At 44.5% G+C, this 16,691-nt stretch carries 14 protein-coding genes and 3 pseudogenes; 4 read left to right on the top strand and 13 right to left on the bottom strand.

Features of this window, described 5'->3' with window-relative positions:
• The first annotated feature begins 433 nt into the window (after positions 1-433).
• Positions 434-679, top strand: a complete 246-nt coding sequence (locus ArsFIN_RS14200) for a hypothetical protein (RefSeq protein WP_026823438.1) — start codon at positions 434-436, stop codon at positions 677-679.
• A 258-nt stretch (positions 680-937) separates the two neighbouring features.
• On the top strand, positions 938-1,213 hold the full coding sequence (locus tag ArsFIN_RS14205) for a hypothetical protein (RefSeq protein WP_026823437.1): 276 nt from the start codon (positions 938-940) through the stop codon (positions 1,211-1,213).
• Between the two features lie 141 nt (positions 1,214-1,354).
• Here the strand turns inward: ArsFIN_RS14205 and fdhF are convergent, their stop codons facing one another.
• The 10 genes and pseudogenes from fdhF to ArsFIN_RS14255 all read right to left on the bottom strand — a co-directional run.
• Entirely contained in the window at positions 1,355-3,502 is a 2,148-nt protein-coding gene (gene fdhF / locus ArsFIN_RS14210) for a formate dehydrogenase subunit alpha (RefSeq protein WP_081700678.1), read from the bottom strand.
• Between the two features lie 253 nt (positions 3,503-3,755).
• A pseudogene (gene hypF / locus ArsFIN_RS14215) lies at positions 3,756-5,984 on the bottom strand (carbamoyltransferase HypF).
• 24 nt (positions 5,985-6,008) lie between these two features.
• Entirely contained in the window at positions 6,009-6,554 is a 546-nt protein-coding gene (gene hydN / locus ArsFIN_RS14220; RefSeq protein ID WP_026823434.1) for an electron transport protein HydN, read from the bottom strand.
• Positions 6,555-6,772: 218 nt separating this feature from the next.
• Positions 6,773-7,228 carry a hydrogenase maturation peptidase HycI gene (gene hycI / locus ArsFIN_RS14225; protein WP_051297089.1) on the bottom strand — a complete coding sequence of 152 codons (456 nt, stop codon included), beginning with the start codon at positions 7,226-7,228 and terminating at the stop codon, positions 6,773-6,775.
• Positions 7,221-7,631: pseudogene (locus ArsFIN_RS14230) on the bottom strand (formate hydrogenlyase maturation HycH family protein). Before ArsFIN_RS14230 ends, hycI begins: the two are co-directional and overlap by 8 nt.
• The gene (locus tag ArsFIN_RS14235) at positions 7,628-8,395 is read right to left on the bottom strand and encodes an NADH-quinone oxidoreductase subunit B family protein (protein WP_026823433.1); all 768 of its coding nucleotides are present in this window, start codon (positions 8,393-8,395) and stop codon (positions 7,628-7,630) included. Before ArsFIN_RS14235 ends, ArsFIN_RS14230 begins: the two are co-directional and overlap by 4 nt.
• Complete coding sequence (locus ArsFIN_RS14240) at positions 8,395-8,937, bottom strand: formate hydrogenlyase complex iron-sulfur subunit (protein ID WP_026823432.1); 543 nt, start codon at positions 8,935-8,937, stop codon at positions 8,395-8,397. Before ArsFIN_RS14240 ends, ArsFIN_RS14235 begins: the two co-directional genes overlap by 1 nt.
• Before the next feature lie 124 nt (positions 8,938-9,061).
• Positions 9,062-10,771 carry a hydrogenase large subunit gene (locus ArsFIN_RS14245; protein ID WP_026823431.1) on the bottom strand — a complete coding sequence of 570 codons (1,710 nt, stop codon included), beginning with the start codon at positions 10,769-10,771 and terminating at the stop codon, positions 9,062-9,064.
• Positions 10,772-10,780: 9 nt separating this feature from the next.
• A complete protein-coding gene (locus ArsFIN_RS14250; RefSeq protein WP_026823430.1) occupies positions 10,781-11,713 on the bottom strand; it encodes a respiratory chain complex I subunit 1 family protein in 933 nt (310 codons plus the stop codon).
• 10 nt (positions 11,714-11,723) lie between these two features.
• A pseudogene (locus tag ArsFIN_RS14255) lies at positions 11,724-12,872 on the bottom strand (proton-conducting transporter transmembrane domain-containing protein); the annotation flags it as partial.
• Between the two features lie 87 nt (positions 12,873-12,959).
• Between ArsFIN_RS14255 and istA the strand changes: the two are divergent.
• Together istA and istB are read left to right on the top strand one after the other, a co-directional pair.
• Positions 12,960-14,000 carry an IS21 family transposase gene (gene istA / locus ArsFIN_RS14260; protein WP_135677651.1) on the top strand — a complete coding sequence of 347 codons (1,041 nt, stop codon included), beginning with the start codon at positions 12,960-12,962 and terminating at the stop codon, positions 13,998-14,000.
• The gene (gene istB, locus ArsFIN_RS14265) at positions 13,987-14,748 is read left to right on the top strand and encodes an IS21-like element helper ATPase IstB (RefSeq protein ID WP_135677409.1); all 762 of its coding nucleotides are present in this window, start codon (positions 13,987-13,989) and stop codon (positions 14,746-14,748) included. The genes istA and istB overlap by 14 nt, the downstream gene beginning before the upstream one ends.
• On the opposite strand, the gene ArsFIN_RS14270 is transcribed toward istB, so the two are convergent.
• The 3 genes from ArsFIN_RS14270 to ArsFIN_RS14280 all read right to left on the bottom strand — a co-directional run bounded on the left by ArsFIN_RS14270 (position 14,648) and on the right by ArsFIN_RS14280 (position 16,517).
• Positions 14,648-15,493, bottom strand: coding sequence for a hypothetical protein (locus ArsFIN_RS14270; protein ID WP_026822334.1), 846 nt, complete (start codon positions 15,491-15,493; stop codon positions 14,648-14,650). The two genes, istB and ArsFIN_RS14270, sit on opposite strands and share 101 nt — an antisense overlap.
• Complete coding sequence (locus ArsFIN_RS14275; RefSeq protein ID WP_026822333.1) at positions 15,493-16,098, bottom strand: 4Fe-4S dicluster domain-containing protein; 606 nt, start codon at positions 16,096-16,098, stop codon at positions 15,493-15,495. The genes ArsFIN_RS14270 and ArsFIN_RS14275 overlap by 1 nt, the downstream gene beginning before the upstream one ends.
• Before the next feature lie 116 nt (positions 16,099-16,214).
• Positions 16,215-16,517, bottom strand: coding sequence for a hypothetical protein (locus ArsFIN_RS14280; RefSeq protein WP_026822332.1), 303 nt, complete (start codon positions 16,515-16,517; stop codon positions 16,215-16,217).
• Positions 16,518-16,691 lie beyond the last annotated feature (174 nt).

A 16,691-nucleotide genomic window follows, 5' to 3' on the forward strand; every position in this document is an offset into this window, starting at 1 on the left:
CGCGTTATGTTTAACTCTTTTATTGCCTGGTTTACATAATTCTGGCTTTCTGACTTTGCACTAGTCTTTAGCGCCACTGAGACTAAAAGTATCTACTTCAGCTAATATTAGACCAGATTCACATTAAAATAATTGCTTACTACTCATCATTAAAATAATAAATTGATTTTCGATTAATATTTTCAATTTATCAGTTTTAAAAATTTCGCCATAAATAGAAAAAAAACATAGTAGTTAAAACATCTCCCCCCTAATACCAAATTACCCATGCACCACCAAAAACCCCCATAACCCACCCCACTAAATCCAATACAGAAATATATACCAAAAATAACAATAACCACCAAAACAATTAACATAAATGTTAATTTTATGTTAAAATTATAAGTGTGATATATATCATAATTTTTACCTATCTATCGGAGGATTAATTATGAAATCAACCATCAAAATTCTTATTCTTACTATGCTTTTGTCCGCTAACTTTTTTGCTTTAGCCGGTGACAAAACACCTAGCAACAGCACTGTAACAGATAGTGATGCAATCATTTTTAAAGATGATGATGATAAAGATACCATTGTCTTTAAGGATGATGATAAAGCCGTAGAGGCAAGTTGTAATTCTGCCACTAAAGAATATGGCGGCGAAGGCTGTATTGATGTTCGGATAGCAGAGTAAATTGCTTTGCTATGTGCTAGCAAAAAACTCATTTAAGATTAAATAATATTAAGCAATCTTTTAACAGAGATAAGGCAAAACTTATCTCTGTTTTAAGCGTTAATTGCTGGTAACCTAATGAGCTATCGCTATTTAACTTGTTGAGTACTATGTTCTATTTTTCGCTTGTAAAACTAGCCACACACCAAAATAGTAATGAAAATGTTAAAAATATAATTATTATCAATATTCATTTTTACTCTTTTAGGAGGATAGACGATGAAATGGCGATTGAAAATTTTTACCATTAGTTTGTTAGTCGGTTTTAGCTCACTTTCTTCGGCAAATAATAACGATAGTAGATTCATTTATACTACCGAAAATCAAAATGACGACTTAGTAGAGATAATAAACTTACAAGAAAATAAACACGACAAAATTAAAGACATATGTATGAAGAAATTTAATAATTCACCACAATGTGATAACCCCAAATTTATTAACCGCTTTGCCTTATTTTTAAAAAACTTTCCTGACAAGAAAGAGAACAATTAAACCAATGCAAAGGGGGAAAAAGCAAATTGGGTCAGTATTTGGCTAACTTTATTAATAGCGGTCGATATAATTTAAACCCACAAACATAAACAACCCCAATTGGGGTTGTTTATCTGACTAAATAAAACAACCAATCTTTATCTAACCTAAAGCGCTTTCACGCAGTTGTCTTTTCAACTTATGATATTCATCAATCACATATTGTTCAGCAGCTCGTTGATCGGCGATAGGCTCCAGCCGAACAGCGCTGAATTTAAACTCCGGTGTTTTAGTTATCGGGCTTAAATTTTCTGCCACCAATTCATTGCAAGCCCCAATCCACCACTGATAAGTCATATATACTGCACCTTTATTAGGACGCTCACTGACTTGCGCGCGGGTGATCACTTTCCCTTTCCGTGACTGGATCCAAACCAAGGTTTGATCTTCAATACCCAGTTTTTTAGCATCCGCCGTATTGATTTGTACATAACCCGGTTCATCGGCTAAAGCGGCCAATGCCGCACAGTTACCGGTCATCGAGCGGCAGGAGTAGTGCCCCACTTCACGCACGGTGGATAGTACCAGCGGATACTCTTCGTTGATGCGATCTAAGGGTGGTGCCCAGTCACAAGTAAAGAACTGCCCCAAGCCATTGGGTGTGGAAAAGGTTTTTTCAAACAGATAATCCGTTCCCTGATCATCATCAGATTCACTACGGCATGGCCATTGAATATAGCCTAGTTCACCCATTTTTTCATAAGTAGCACCATAGAAATCAGGACACAAACGCCGCAATTCATCCCAAATTTGTTGCGTATTGTTATAGTGCATCGGATAACCCATGCGAGTAGCAATTTCGCAAATAATTTGCCAGTCAGTTTTTAGATCCCATTTTGGTTCTACCGCTTTGAAAAAACGCTGAAAACCCCGATCTGCCGCAGTATAAACGCCTTCATGCTCGCCCCAAGAAGTCGCAGGCAGGATCACATCGGCCGCAGCAGCAGTTTTGGTCATAAAGATATCCTGTACAATGACCAATTCTAAATCAGCAAATGCTTTACGTACCGCAGGTAACTCAGCATCGGTTTGTAATGGATCTTCACCCATAATATAAGCAGCACGAACTTCGCCATGTTCTACCCGATGAGGTAACTCACTAATGCGATAACCCACATTTGCCGGTAGACTCTCAACACCCCAAGCTTCGGCAAATTTGTTACGATGTTCTGCTACATTAATATACTGATAACCGGGATAGGTGTCCGGCAATGCCCCCATATCACAGGCACCTTGCACATTGTTTTGCCCACGTACTGGATTGACACCGACACTGGGTTTGCCCAGATTACCCGTTAGCAGTGCCAGGCTGGTCAGTGAACGCACGGTTTCCACTCCTTGATAGAACTGGGTTACCCCCATGCCCCAGAGGATGGTGGCTCGTTCCGCTTGCGCATAAAGTCGCGCGGCCTGGCGAATATCCTGCGCGCTAACCCCCGTGATCGCTTCTACTGAATCTGGCGTATAACCGGCAACAATCTTACAATATTCGGCAAAACCTTCCGTTCGCGCAGCGACAAAGGCATGATCATAAAGATCTTCTTCAATGATGACATGTCCTATTGCATTCAATAACGCGATGTTAGAGCCGTTTTTTAAAGCTAAATGCATATCAGCGATACGGGCAGTTTCGATTTTGCGCGGATCGCAAACAATAATTTTGGCACCTTTTTGCTTGGCTTTGATCACCCGATTAGCCACAATAGGGTGAGAATCAGCTGGGTTATAACCAAAAACAAAAACTAAATCAGTATCTTCGATACCGACAATCGAATTACTCATTGCGCCATTTCCGACCGACTGGTGCAGACCTGCAACCGATGGGCCATGTCAGACGCGCGCGCAGCAATCAACATTATTGGTTCCGATAACCGCCCGGGCAAATTTTTGCATAATGTAATTGGTTTCATTGCCAGTGCCACGGGAGGAACCCGTTGTCATAATGGCATCCGGCCCATATTGGGCTTTAATTGCACCCAACTTGTTAGCCACATAGTTCAGTGCTTCATCCCATGAAACAGCCTCCAGCTTAGCGCCTCGTTGACGGCGGATCATCGGTGATTTCAAGCGCGGGGTAAGGATTTGGGTATCATTGATAAAATCCCAACCGTAATAACCTTTTAGGCATAAAGTACCTTGATTGGTTTTCCCCTGCGCCGCCTCCGCTTTGACAATTTTGCCTTTATCAACCATCAGGTTGATTTTGCAACCTGATGCACAGTAGGGGCAAACCGTGACGACTTTTTTCATCCGCATTACTCCTGTTAACTTCATAATTGGAAAAGGATTAAGCATTAAGATGCATGAAGCGTGCCACTCATACCAAAATGATTAACTAGCTGGAAAATAAAGAAAAAATATTAATTCTGACTGATAGTGTCATTCGTTCGACATAAATGACATGACAAACAAGTCACTAACAAACTACCGTTATGACAGCGTGAATAAAACTGCTGTTGTCACCGCAATGGATGGGTAATCTTTTGACGTTTAGCACCGGCGATTAAGAAAATTTTGCTGCGGCAATCAACGCTTGACCAAAAGCAATGGCGCCATCACCAGCAGGTAAATTCATTGGTAACAATAGTTGAAAATCAGTTAACCAAAACTGTAGCCGTTGACGCAGTAAGCGATTATGCAATACACCGCCACTACAAACAATGGTGGTGATTTTTCGCAACAGCGCATGATAGGTGGCCAGTTCAGCCAATCCTCTAGCTAACGCGTCGTGAAAGGCCCAGGCGCGCCAAGCATCGGGTGCCTGCCAATCGAGCCATTGTTGCCAAAATGTCATCATATCTAATTGGTTATCTTTAACCGGTAGCGTTACTGGGTGGTTGATATGATTGACGGTTAGCGCCAAAGCCTCTAATCTGCTAGCGGCTTCGCCTTGATAACTTTGTTGCGCCGGCGCATAGCCAAGCGCTGTCGCAATCGCGTCAAATAAGCGTCCGGCAGAAGAAGCAAGTGGTGCGTTAATGCCTCGTTCTATCGCTCGTGCTAATGGCTGCCAGGGTTTATCTGCCAATATTTTGGCTTCCGAACGCATTTGCCAGTCTGGTACAAATGCTAGCCACTGGGCCAATAAATTCCGCCAGGGCTAGCGTGCAGCCAAATCACCCCCTGGCAACGCTACTGCAGGCAATCCCGCCAATTTTTCACATTCATTATAATTGACACGCAAACATTCCCCACCCCATAGCTGATCATCATCTCCCCAACCAATACCATCGAGGATCAATGCAATAACATCGCCTGCATGCCTTGGCCAAAGATGCTCAGCCAAACAGGCGACAGCATGGGCATGATGATGCTGCACTGTGACTATCGGCAAAGACATTTGCTGCGCCAGTTGTCGTGTACGATAGGCCGGATGTTTATCAGTCACGATTTTTTGTGGCGTGAACTGCCAAATCTGCTGCATCCTGGTCACGACCTGCCACCACTGAGCTTCAATATTTTGCTCATTGAGATCGCCCAGATGCTGACTGAGAATCGCCTGTTGATCCCTGATCAGACAGAAAGTATTTTTTAGATCGGCACCTAAGCATAACAACGGGGGTACTTTGCTAAAACCGGGCGGTAAAGGCAAGCTGTCGGGCACAAAACCTCTGGCTCGACGTAGCATTTCACCCGAGACGCGCATAACGGAATCATCCATCCGCTGTAAAATATCCCGATTGTGTAATAGCCAGCCGTCCGCAATATCAACTAGGTCAGTCAATGCTTGTTCATTATTCAATGCCGGCGGACAACCACTGAGATTGCCTGAAGTCATCACTAAGGGACGCGCGACAGTCTGTATTAATAGATGTTGTAACGGATTTGCCGCCAGCATGACACCGACCTCGTTAAGCTGTGGTGCGATCTCATCAACTAACGATAGCCATTGTTTATCCACTAATACAATTGGCGCCGCAGGTAACTGCAAAAGTGACTGAGCCTGTTTAGGCAGAAGGCTGGCCATTGCATCAGTGATCATCACAGCTAAGGGTTTTGACGGTCGCTGTTTACGCTGACGCAAACGCTTTACTGCTATTGGATTATTAGCATCACAAGCCAGATGGAAACCACCTATCCCTTTAATCGCTATAATTTTACCCTTTTGCAATGCGTTAATGGCGGCCTGAATTGCCGCCTCTTTTTCTTGTCGCTCATTTTCTGCCAGCCAGAGCACCTGCGGCCCACAATCAGCACAAGCAATAGGTTGGGCATGGAAACGCCTGTCAGCAGGATCACGATATTCTGCTGCACAAGGCGCACATAGCGGAAAAGCCGCCATAACGGTAAACGGACGATCATAGGGTATCGCGCGAATAATGGTAAAACGCGGCCCACAGTGAGTACAATTAATGAATGGGTAGCGATAGCGACGTTGGTTTGGATCATTCATTTCTCGCAAACATGCCTGGCAAGTAGCTGCATCAGGAGCAACTTGGGTTGCCATCGTTGCTGGCACGCTATGCTGAATAGTGAAATCCTGCGGCAATTGACGCCAGTGCCAGGGAAATTGCTGCACTTGATCAATACGAGCCAGTGGCGGGCAATCGATTGGCAATTGAGCAAGTAACCTGCTGGCATCGCCAACAATACGCACAACTACACCGGCACCGTCGTTATAAACATCCCCTTTAAGGGCTAGTCGTTGCGCCAATTGCCAAATCCAGGGCCGAAATCCGACCCCTTGAACTTTGCCATAGATCCGCAATAAGGTACCATTTTCACTTATCATGTTGGTTAATGCCGCGCTGACTAGTTAGAAAATTTGATTAGCTATACCATTTAACGCTGCCCGCCGGCGCTTCTCAAAATTGAGTTGTTCCAGTTTGTTACGATCAACACACATAATTGCGTTGGTAGGACAAGCCTGAATACAAGCCGGCCCTTCCGCGCGATGATGGCAAAGATCACATTTATTTGCCTCAGCCTTCTCGACGACAAGATTCAACCCAGCCCCACTATTGCGTACGACTGGCCGTGAAACCACTTCCATCGCACCATAAGGACAAGCAACAACACAAGTTTTACAGCCAATACAACGCGCTTGATGAACGTGGACAAAATCGCTTTCACGAGTAATCGCACCATTAGGACAAACGTTGGCACAGGGCGCATCTTCACATTGGCGGCAGGTCGTGGCGGTTGAGACACTAACCCCTTTAATAACATGGATACGTGGCAAGAAAGTCTTCGGTGTGAGTGAAGCACAGTCCTGGGTTTCCTGATGAGATACCACACAAGCCACTTCGCAGGTACGACAACCAATACATTTATTGGCATTAGTAATAATGAAACAATTCATTCACTTCTCCAGCAATGACAGTCAATAGCGAAATATATTCATAAACTGTGCCAATTTTAAGTTAACAAAAAATTGGCACGTGCCTGTCATTATCACGATTGACAATGACAAATATTGGCGCAATACAGTTAGATCGTATGAGTAGAATAAAATGCGGGCCTGAAACCAGAAAATTGCGTTAGCCAAGCCCATTTTTGCTACTCAATGCGATGCAATATTTATAGTGGCCGGAACTGCCTTAGCTGCTGATTATCAGCCAGACTGGCATAAACTGTTTCAACGGCTATTTTTACCGCTGCCGTCATCGGGTAATAGAAGCCGACAATATCTGGCTGAATACCTAAGAAAATCACCTCGTTAGTATCCTCTTTTAGCTGCTCAATAAGATAATTAAGTGGCATATTATGGGTCGACATAATAAACATATCAGCGATATCTTGTGGATCGATCAGCCGAATTTCACCCGCCGCCAGTCCCATATCAGTCGCATCAACAATCAACAAACGATTTGGCTGTAATTCGCGAATAACCCCGATATCATTTTCTGGCGCACTACCGCCATCAATGACTATCCATGCCCCTTGGGGTGTATTACGACACATCTCTGCCAGCAATGGCCCTGCGCCGTCATCACCCATCATACTATTGCCGACACAGAGTAAGACATCAGCCACGCTCCCTCCTTACCATCAAATAGATAGCACTCTCTTGGTGAATATTAGCTAGCATGTTCCGCATCTGCTGGCTCCAACTTTGCTGTTGGTTAGTCTGTTTGCTTAGCGCCGCGCTAAAAGCCTTTGCCAGCATTGCCACATGGCTATTATCAATAACAATTTCGCCATAACGAGCAACACCCGCCATTTTTCGCTGCGCTTCACTTCCTGCTTCGAGAGTAGCAATCCAGAGCTGATATTCTGGCCAGGGACAGCTAAGTACAGCTTGTAAACAATCTATCACGCCTAAATGGTGACCAATGGCAAGTCCATAATAGATAACTTGCTGTGCCTACGGTGGCGTGCCCTCATTTTCATCAATAAATTTACGGCTTAGCTGACTGAACACCACCTTATCACTCATTTAATCCGCTCCTGCTCAACAATTTGGCTAAGATTGGCAACAATTTCATTTAAGCGCGGATCATTTTCGTCAGCCAACCATTGCGCCACGCAATCTTCACCCTGCATGAGATAATTGATAAAATTGTCAGCAATCTGACGACCATAGCGATAGCCAGCTAAACGTCGGGCAGCACGATCGATACGGACTCGCAACGGTTGTAACATATCTGAATGGAGAATTTCTGCCGGTTGATTATCCTCTTCAAAGGGTTCACGCAGATGAATTTTTTGCTCCAGCAAGCCTAAAGCCATGGCAAAACCATATAAGGTCGCAGCCGGTGTCGGTGGACAGCCAGGAATATAAACATCGACAGGCACGATCTTATCCGTGCCGCCCCAAACACAATACAGATCGTGAAAAATGCCACCTGAATTACCACATGCGCCATAGGATATGGCAATTTTGGGATCAGGAGCTGAATGCCAGGCGCGTAATGCTGGCGTCCGCATTGCGCGCGTAACCGCCCCAGTAAACAGCAATATATCAGCGTGACGTGGGGAAGGAACGACTTTAATGCCAAAACGCTCGGCATCAAACATGGGAGAAAGGGTGGCAAAAATTTCAATTTCACAGCCATTACAACCGCCACAGTCAACCCGATAAACATAAGCAGAGCGTTTAATTTTCTTCAACAATAATGCTTTCATACTTGCGATAGACTCTTCTATTGCTACCGGTACCGGCATACCTTGCTGATCACGCGATGCCAAAAACTGGCTCATCAAATAGTCTCCTTCATTTCACGGCTTAAATCGATTTTATCTGCCGGAGTCAATCCCTGTAAGCGTTTGCAATTAGGGCAAGTTTCAAAGCTTTCTCGATGGTGTTCAGCGCGTTGATCGCCATTATGTTTCAGTATCTCGATAACATAGTTGATCGCTTTTTTAACTGCCAAAGGACGCTGACATACCCGGCAATAACAGATAGCAAATCGTGCCTGCTGGCAAAGATCTTCTTTCCGCCATACTGCTAGTTCATATTCCTGTGACAAACGAATGGCCGCCGTTGGACAAACCTCTTCACAACGACCACAGAAAATGCAACGACCAAGGTTCAATTGCCAGAACAGTTGGCCTTTTGGCAAATCAATTTCGGCGGTCAGTGCATTAGATGGACAAGCGTTGACGCATGCCCCACAACCGATACATTGTTGCGGATTATGTTGCGGTTTACCGCGAAAGTTTTTATCCACTTTAATTGGCGTCAGTGGATAATCTTCGGTAACTATCCCAGTTTTTAAAGCTTTCTTAATAAAATTAAACATGATAACTCCAGTTGGCTTTTACTGACTGTACGCAACTGACGAAAGAGATTGCGCTAGTTAGCCATAAACGGCTTGCCATAACCCTAATACGTTCAGGGGTAAACCGCCGCCGCAAAAGCAAAAGTTATTTCAGCGGTGAATTCTTACGTTCAATGCTGTAACGTTCTAGTTCTTTATAAGGCACCACTTGACTCTTTTTCTTACGCACGTCGACAACAGTCATACGATCAGTACAGGAATAACACGGATCAAGACTGCCAATTATCAGTGGGGCATCAGACACAGTATTGCCACGTAGCATATAGCGCAGTGTCGGCCAATTGGCATAAGTTGCCGCCCGACAGCGCCAACGCCATAGTTTTTGATTGTCGCCGGTCATACTCCAGTGAATATCATCGCCGCGGGGTGCTTCAGTAAAACCTAAAGCAAAACGGTGCGGAATATAGGTAAATCCTTCTACCATTAATGCACCACCAGGTAGATTATCTAAACCAAAATCGATCATATTGAGTGAGGTAAAGACTTCGTTGATACGAACTTTAAGGCGAGCAAGTACATCGCATTCCTGTTCACTATGCACCTCTAGCGGTAGTAAACCATAACCGATAAAAGGATGATCCCTGCGCGTATAACGCGCATGGCCACTGGCGCGTACCATAGGGCCAACATTACTAAAATCGCGCGCGACTTGCGGATCTAAACGTCCGATGCCGACGGTACGTTGCTCAATATTGGGGGTCGTTAATAATATCTCTACTAGTTCTTGCACTTCACGCCGCATCTGCTGGGCCAATTGGCGGTTTTTTTTCATGTCATCTTTCAGCAGATCACGGCGAATACCGCCAATTAGATTAAGTCCATAGGTTTTACGTGCCCCGGTCAGGATTTCAGCCATCTTCATCGAAGATTCACGTACCCGAAAAAATTGCATAAAACCTGAATCAAAGCCAACAAAATGGCAGGCTAAGCCTAAGTTAAGCAAATGGGAATGCAACCGCTCGATCTCCAGCAATATGGCGCGGATCATCTGAGCTCGCTCTGGAACCACAATTCCCATTGCATTTTCAATAGAGGTGGCATAAGCCGTACTGTGAGCAAAACCACAAATACCACAGACCCGATCAGACAAAAATGTCACTTCGTTATAACCCATCCGTGTTTCCGCCAGTTTTTCCATCCCACGGTGGACATAAAACAGACGATAATCAGCGTCAATAATATTTTCGCCGTCAACAAATAAACGAAAATGCCCAGGTTCATCAGAAGTGACGTGTAATGGGCCAATGGGCAGCACATTATTTTTCTTATTACCCAACTCATTAATGAATTGGTAAGTTTCACTGTCAGTGGTCGGTGCAGGACGCTGACGATAATCCATACTATCCTCACGCAATGGATAGAGATCATCCGGCCAGTCATCAGGTAATACCAGACGACGCTCATCGGGCAAACCAACGGGGATCAAACCGTACATATCGCGGACTTCACGTTCACCCCATACTGCTGCCGGAACGCGTGGTGTCACCGATGGAAACTCGGGTTTATCGGCATCCACCTCAACCCGAACAGTGAGCCAACATTTGCTTCCCTGCTCCATAGAAAGTACATAATAAACCGCGTAGTGACCGCATAATTTGCGTTCATCATTACCGAATAATACCGATAACCAGCCGCCTTGCTGGTAGTAAAGATAGGCTATCACATCAGGTAATGCGTTGATTTTTATCGTAATGGTTAATTGATCTTTAGTCTGCCAACCTTCCTCCAACACAACGCCGGGAAATGCCTGGCACAAAGCCGTAAGATAATGTTGACCTAATTTTTCTTCAGACATGGTAATTCTCTAAAATCCTATCGCTAACAAAGAGACGAAAGCTAAAAAGGCAAAGCCAAAACCGAACCAGGTAACTTGTGATGTGGCTAAAAAACGTAACCGCGCCATGCTATTTTCCAACAACGCAATCACCAATATTCCGGCCAACAGTTTTATCAACGCCACCACCAGTGCCAGTAGCAAACCTGCTATCGACATATGCTCAATTTGTCCCCACGGTATAAATACGCCAACAAACAGCTGCAATATCACTAGCTGTTTCAGGCTAATGCCCCATTTTAACAACGCGAAACTGGCACCACTGTACTCAGAAAGCGGCCCTTCCTGTAGCTCTTGCTCAGCCTCGGCAAGATCAAACGGTAACTTAGCCATTTCAATAAACGTGGCAAAAGCACAGGCGCAAAATGCCAGCACTAAAGGTATGCTTTGTTCTACTGGCCAATGGTAAATCGCCGCGGTGATTAAACTGATGTGGGTTGAACCTGCCAGTTGGGCAACCACCCACAAGCTCAATAGTAAAATTGGCTCAACTAATACCCCAAACATCGCTTCACGGCTGGCACCAATCCCCGTGAATGGACTACCGGTATCCAGACCGGCCACCGCAAAAAAGAAACGGCCGATAGCAAACAGGTAAATTAATGTGATCAGATCACCCACCGCAGGTAATGGTGATGCTATTGTCACCACGGGCAGTGCGGTCGCGATGGTAAGCATTACTCCGATCATTAAAAATGGCATAAGTCGAAATAGCCAACCTGATGCTGTCGGTGCGATACTTTGGCGACCAAGTAACTTAATGAGATCCCGATACTCCTGTAACACTCCGGGCCCTTTGCGGTTATGTAGACGAGCACGCGCCATTCGACTGACACCGGATAGTAGTGGCGCTAACGCAAATAGCACTAAAGCCTGCACAAGGGCAAAAAACAGCGAATTCATATTAGGCTCCCTAAGAAATCACAACCACCAGCAGTACCGCTAGTTCGATAAAAGCCACACGACGAAACAACACAGGCAGGCTAGCTGTTTGCCAACCGGGTAACAACGACGCTGGGTTGAGTATCCGTCCTAATTTAAATACCAAAGCAAACATCACTTTTACCGGTTGGGCAAAACCGGATGCAGTGATACTCATCGCCTGTTCATATTGATAACCACAAACCCACGCCGAACCACGAGAGTGAAATGGCAAACGTCCATCTTTGCAAATAATTAATAGAACAACCGGCAATAGCGTTGCCGCAATCAACAATAGCGTGATCATCGGCTGCGACACCATTGTTTGATTAGTCACTAACGGTAGGGGAACGGCGTAGCTGAGCAATGGCATAATCCAAGGCGCAGCTACCCCACCGACAACGCAACAAAATGCTAATGCAACGAGCGAAATATTCATTAACCAGGGGGCAGGATAGGCTTTTTCAGCTGCTTGCGTGCGAGGCGCACCACAAAACATAACGCCATACACTTTTGCCATACACATCACCGCTAAGGCGCCGGTAATGGCAAGCCCCGTCGCTAATAACGGCCCTAGCAAACGGCTGATAAACGCTGGCTGTTCACCCAGGCGGAAAAAGGATTGATAAATAATCCACTCGCCGGCAAAACCGTTGAGAGGAGGGAGCGCTGCCATTGACATTAAACCAACCAGCATCGCCAACGCGAGAAGCGGCATACGTTTACCAATGCCACCCAATTTTTCAATATCCAGATAACCAGTACGGAACCATACTGCTCCCGCACCAAGCAGTAACGTAGTTTTAAATAGGCTATGGCTAAATAGATGATATAATCCCCCGACCATGCCAAGTGCTATCAAAAGGGGGTCATGCAGGGAGACACCAACAAGTCCGGCTCCAAGCCCTAACAGTATGATGCCGATATTCTCAAGGCTGTGATAAGCCAGTAATCGGTTAATATTGTGCTCCATTAATGCATAAAGTCCACCAACAAATGCCGTGACCATACCCAGCAATAACACCACAATTGCCCACCATAATGGTAATGTCGCATTGAGTAATGAAAGTAGCAAAATGCCATACACACCCACTTTCAATACCACAGTAGAAAATAGCGCTGCCGCTGGCGCAGTAGCATTGTCACCGATCATGCAAAACTGATCCACTAACGATCATCTAAAACTGATCCACTTGGTATTATTCGCACATTTTTGTACGGATAATTTATGTTAACCAAGGAGATATTTGTGGATATTCATGTTCGCTTTGCACAAGGACAAAGCCTTCGAAAAATTGCCAGTGAGTTGGGTATATCCCGTAACACCGTAAAACATCATTTACAACAACAGACAATGCCAACTTATGCTAAAAGAAGTCAACAACCGACTAAATTATCCCCCTTTAAACCTTATTTGCTTCAGCGAATTGAACTGGCTAAACCTGATTGGATCCCTGCAACAGTCTTATTTGATGAGGTAGTTGAAAACGGCTATCAAGGTGGTATTGCTCAATTACGCCGATTTGTTTGTCAATTTAAACCAAGCATTGTTCCCGAAGTAGTCGTCCGTTTTGAAACACAGCCAGGTCAACAAATGCAAATCGACTTCACCAGCATCCGGCGAGGTAAAAAATCGCTGAAAGCGTTTGTTGCAACGCTAGGCTATTCGCGTGCGAGTTATGTAAAGTTCTTTGATAATGAACGAGCAGAATCGTGGCAGCAAGGTTTAAGAGAAGCTTTCGACTACTTTGGTGGTGTACCACAGGAAGTATTGTGTGATAACGCAAAATCCCTCATCATCGAACGGGATGCTTATGCAGAAGGTGAGCATAAATTACATGTCGAAATGCTTCAAATGTCGAAAGATTACGGGTTTAAATTGAAGGCTTGCAAGCCCTACAGGGCAAAAACGAAAGGGAAAGTAGAGCGCTTTAACCACTATTTAAAAAACAGCTTTATCGTGCCATTAAACACCGACCTTCGTGCTCATAATCTTGAACTGGATATTGAAATAGCTAATGCAAAAGTGGGTCCATGGTTACAACGCGTTGCCCATCAGCGAATTCATGGAACAACGTTAGAGAAGCCAGCAGATAGATTAGCTAAGGAAGTTAAGTCTCTTCTACCCTTACCAGCAAGGGTTTGCCAATCTATCCCACAGACTAATACGCTTAATATCCCTATCGTACCGCCCCTTGAATCTGTCAGTTTGCAACACTCAATCAGCGTATACGAAGCATTACTGGGAGGTGAACATGTTATTGCATGAACAAATTGAACACCTGTGTGAGTCATTGAAATTAAATTCTATTCCGACTCATTGGTCATCACTTGCCGAAAAATGCATTGCCCAAGACAAAAGCTACGGAGAGTTTTTACTGTCCCTGTTAAAATGTGAGCAACAACAACGAGATGAACGAACTCGTAATCTTTTGAGTCGGATGGCAGGATTCCCAGCACATAAAGAACTTAATACGTTCGATTTTAAGTTTGCAACGGGGATCCCCAAACAACACATACAGGAATTAAGCGCATTAACGTTTATTGAACGTAATGAAAATGTCGTGTTGCTTGGCCCAAGCGGTGTAGGCAAAACGCATTTAGCTATTGGGTTAGGATTAAAAGCAGTACAGGCCAAGAAGAAAACCCGCTTTACCACGGCAGCTGAACTGATGTTGCAACTCTCAACTGCCAAACGACAAAATAAGCTCAAACAATATCTATCACGTTCGGTGATGGCCCCGAAGTTGTTGATTATCGATGAGATTGGATACCTGCCGTTTGGGCGAGAAGAAGCAAACCTGTTTTTCAATGTGATTGCCAAGCGTTATGAGCATGGCAGTGTCATATTGACGAGTAACCTATCATTTGGGCAATGGCCAAGTGCTTTTGCTGATGACGCAACATTAACTGCCGCTATGCTTGATCGTTTACTTCATCATTCGCATGTACTGCAATTAAGCGGTGAAAGCTACCGATTGAAAGATAAGCGGCGCTCAGGAGCAATAACTGAGTAAAACAGTGGATCAATTTTGATTGATCGGATTTAGATAAAAAGTGGATCAGTTTTCGGTGATCGTTGACAGCATTAGCATGAGCTGGCACCACCCAGCCATGCAGAGGAATAATACCGGCTAATAAGCCAAACCCAATTAGCCCCAATATCCAAGTTACACTACTCATTGGTAGCGTTACCATTAACAGACGCAGCTCAGCAATATTTAAGGTGCCATAAGTTCGCCAGATCATGACGCACATCATAACCAATAGCAGCGTACCCAACCGTCCTAACACAAACCACACTTTACTCGCCTGCTGGCAACCGGTCAGAAATAGCGCACATAGCATCATAATTTCTGCCATCATCACCAACATAGCAAGATGCCCAGCCACCACCGCCAATGTTGCCGCTGCCAATAACAGATTTATTAACCACCCATTAGGCTGCGTTGCATGATGTCGATGCCAACTGATATTAAACAAGCTGACAAAAATTCCTGGCAAACCAAAAACCACTAACCATAATCCATTAAGTGCCGTGATATGCAGTGACCAGTTACCGACAGCTAACATAAAATCGCTGGCATTGGCGATGCCCAACAGCACTTGTCCGCCGGCCAATAGCATAGCAAGATTAGCTAAAACACCACCAAGCCCTGCGATTAACCCACTTAACGACTTGTTGAACATCAGTAATGCGGCTAACAACCCGCTGATGACAAAGGTAAAAATTGCTGCGTTAATTAACATCTCGACACTCATTACAACTCTCCATTTTGACCGTTAATTAACGACAAATCGCCTAACGCCATTTGGATAGTCCGCTCACGCTTACGTTTATTGGCGTTGGCAATATCATGGTTATCAATCAGACGTAGCGCTTTGGTCGGGCAGGTGCGTACACACGCTGGCCCTCGTTGATCGAAATAGCACAGATCACATTTAACAGCGATGGCGCGAACACCAGCTATCCAGTCTAAAAAGGGACTAACACGTGCCGGTTCCGGTGGTGCCGGCGGGGCCATCGGCGTATTACTATCAGCAGGAATACCCTGTGGGCGACTGCCACAAAATTCGATAGTACCAAACGGGCATGCGAGACCACACAATTTACAACTGACACACAAACTTTCGTTTAATTGAATAGCATTATTGATACGGTTAATGGCATTAACCGGACAAACCTGCGCACAAGGCGCATCTTCACATTGGTGACAAAGTTGAGGGGCTGATTGTTTTTCATTTCGCATCACTTTCAGACGCGCTTGCATTTGTAGCCCTTGTAAGCGGTGATTTTCCGAGCAAGAAGCTTCACAAGTACGACAGCCAATGCAAAGCGTAGAGTCAGCAATAACAAAACGATTCACCGGTGATCCTGTGGTGATAGTCATTTTTGATCCTTTAGTGATAGTCATTTTTGACTAAACCATGTCGAAATAGTCACTTCCGACATTATCCAATAACCTAGTTAGCTAGCTGTAAATTAACTCAACATGATCATTTGCCGTAACCTAGTTTGCCAGGCCTTGCCAGTTTCAATGGTATGCTGCAAAGTATGACGAATGGCAGTTAATGGCGAGATGATAAGAATCAAAATGCCAGTAAATAAACGGTAAATTAATCCATCCCAAAAACCACAAAAGCTAAGGCGCTGAGGCTCTACTTTTGCAAGCGCGATAAATTGGCGCATAATATAACCGTCATAGTTGTGATAGCGCGCCACCAGACGAGCAAGAAGGTGTTTAGCCATAACATCGGTTTTCTGGCTTAATGATGAAAAGATCATAGTGATTGACTCAATTTATAAAAAATAACCTCACTAAGCAGATCTCATGCCAAAATATAATTATTTTATTTTCATATAATTAAATAATAAAACAGCCAAAAAGCTGGCCCATTTAAGTTGTTATTTAGATATCAGAGACATGAAATGCCAGCGGCTGCTAATGGCCCTTTAGCT

Source organism: Arsenophonus nasoniae (assembly GCF_004768525.1).
Taxonomy (GTDB): Bacteria; Pseudomonadota; Gammaproteobacteria; order Enterobacterales; family Enterobacteriaceae; genus Arsenophonus; species Arsenophonus nasoniae.

Bases quoted from the DNA above. Each gene is read 5' to 3' on its own strand.
- istA (WP_135677651.1), top strand. From the start codon at position 12,960: ATGTTAACCAAGGAGATATTTGTGGATATTCATGTTCGCTTTGCACAA.
- istB (WP_135677409.1), top strand. From the start codon at position 13,987: ATGTTATTGCATGAACAAATTGAACACCTGTGTGAGTCATTGAAATTA.
- ArsFIN_RS14245 (WP_026823431.1), bottom strand. From the start codon at position 10,771: ATGTCTGAAGAAAAATTAGGTCAACATTATCTTACGGCTTTGTGCCAG.
- ArsFIN_RS14240 (WP_026823432.1), bottom strand. From the start codon at position 8,937: ATGTTTAATTTTATTAAGAAAGCTTTAAAAACTGGGATAGTTACCGAA.
- ArsFIN_RS14200 (WP_026823438.1), top strand. From the start codon at position 434: ATGAAATCAACCATCAAAATTCTTATTCTTACTATGCTTTTGTCCGCT.
- ArsFIN_RS14205 (WP_026823437.1), top strand. From the start codon at position 938: ATGAAATGGCGATTGAAAATTTTTACCATTAGTTTGTTAGTCGGTTTT.
- hydN (WP_026823434.1), bottom strand. From the start codon at position 6,554: ATGAATTGTTTCATTATTACTAATGCCAATAAATGTATTGGTTGTCGT.
- ArsFIN_RS14235 (WP_026823433.1), bottom strand. From the start codon at position 8,395: ATGAGCCAGTTTTTGGCATCGCGTGATCAGCAAGGTATGCCGGTACCG.
- ArsFIN_RS14280 (WP_026822332.1), bottom strand. From the start codon at position 16,517: ATGATCTTTTCATCATTAAGCCAGAAAACCGATGTTATGGCTAAACAC.
- ArsFIN_RS14270 (WP_026822334.1), bottom strand. From the start codon at position 15,493: ATGAGTGTCGAGATGTTAATTAACGCAGCAATTTTTACCTTTGTCATC.
- ArsFIN_RS14250 (WP_026823430.1), bottom strand. From the start codon at position 11,713: ATGAATTCGCTGTTTTTTGCCCTTGTGCAGGCTTTAGTGCTATTTGCG.